Raw genomic sequence first — 1,436 nt, forward strand, 5'->3', positions numbered from 1 at the left:
CTTTCGGTAGCCGCTGTGGTTCCCGGCTGTGACGGCCGGTAGCTGCTGCTGCTTTCGGTAGTCGCTGTGGGGCGTCAGAGCTTGTGTGGGGCGTCAGAGCGTGTATGAGGCCCCGGGACTTGTTGGGGCGTCAGGATTTCTTGGTTACCTTGTTATAGACGAAGGTCACCAGGAATCCGCCGAGGATGGCGATGATCCAGGTGACGGGGCTGAAGAATCCCCGCAGCGAGATGTTGAACAGTGCCGAGGAGATCCATCCACCGACGACTGCGCCGAGTACGCCCAGCAGCAGCGTCATGAACCATCCGCCGCCGCCACCGCCGACGACAGATTTGGCAATCGATCCTGCGATCAGGCCCAGGACAATCCACGAAATGAATGACATGTCGTCCAATCTATGCACACCAGGCTCAATGCACCCACGATTGAAACTGCATTTAGGTGAATCCTCAGGGGTTCACCCTTTGAATCTCGATCCGATTGCATCTCAATCCGATCCGTTGTGCGCACATCACCGGTCGGGCCGGTCCGAAGGTGCCCGGACCACCACGCCGGCCCTTGACTCGTCCGGCTACCCTGAGAGGGCTATGACTGAACCCGATCTGCTCGCTGGGCTGAACCCGCCGCAACGCGAAGCCGTCATCCACGCCGGTGGTCCGGTGCTGGTCGTGGCAGGTGCCGGGTCGGGCAAGACCCGGGTGCTGACCCGCCGCATCGCCTACCTGGTCTCACAGCGCGACGTGCACCCCGGATCGATCCTGGCGATTACCTTCACCAACAAGGCCGCCGCCGAGATGCGTTCGCGTGTCATCGACCTGGTCGGCAATCGCGCCCGGCTGATGTGGGTCTCCACATTCCACTCCGCGTGCGTCCGCATCCTTCGCTCCGAGATTGACGCGATGGGCTATCGCAAGACCTTCTCGATCTACGACGACACCGATGCCAGGCGCCTGATGACCCTGGTTGCGCGCGATCAGAATCTCGATCCGAAGAAGTTCCCGCCCCGCGCGCTGCTCAACTGGGTGAGCGGCTGCAAGAACGAACTGATCACTCCCGCGCAGGCTGCGGCGAAGGCGTCCGGGCTGGACGAGGTGCGAGCCGAGGCTTATAAGGTCTACAACGAACGCCTGCGGGCGGCGAACGCGCTCGACTTCGACGACCTGATCATGACCACCGTGCTGCTCTTCGAACAGCATCCCGAAATCCGCGAGGCATACCGTCGCCGCTTCCGCCAGGTTCTGGTGGACGAATACCAGGACACCAATCACGCGCAGTACCTGCTGATCAAGCAGCTTTGTGGAGATCTCGGATCCGACGATGGCCTGCCGGCGGGCTCACCGCGCATCGGTCCTGGTGAACTGATGGTCGTCGGCGACTCCGACCAGTCGATCTACGCCTTCCGCGGCGCCACGATTCGCAACATCCTCGACTTCGAG

General features: G+C 62.1%; 2 protein-coding genes. One reads left to right on the forward strand and one right to left on the reverse strand.

Annotated elements, in window-relative coordinates; genetic code table 11:
* Positions 1 to 130: 130 nt before the first annotated feature.
* Entirely contained in the window at positions 131 to 394 is a 264-nt protein-coding gene (locus tag AAFP05_RS04865) for a GlsB/YeaQ/YmgE family stress response membrane protein (RefSeq protein WP_341728728.1), read from the reverse strand.
* Positions 395 to 587: 193 nt separating this feature from the next.
* Here AAFP05_RS04865 and AAFP05_RS04870 point away from each other — a divergent pair.
* On the forward strand, positions 588 to 1,436 hold an 849-nt coding region (locus AAFP05_RS04870; protein WP_341728727.1), incomplete at its 3' end, for a UvrD-helicase domain-containing protein.

The sequence above is a fragment of the Brooklawnia sp. genome (genome assembly GCF_032229645.1).
Taxonomy (GTDB): domain Bacteria; phylum Actinomycetota; class Actinomycetes; order Propionibacteriales; family Propionibacteriaceae; genus Brooklawnia.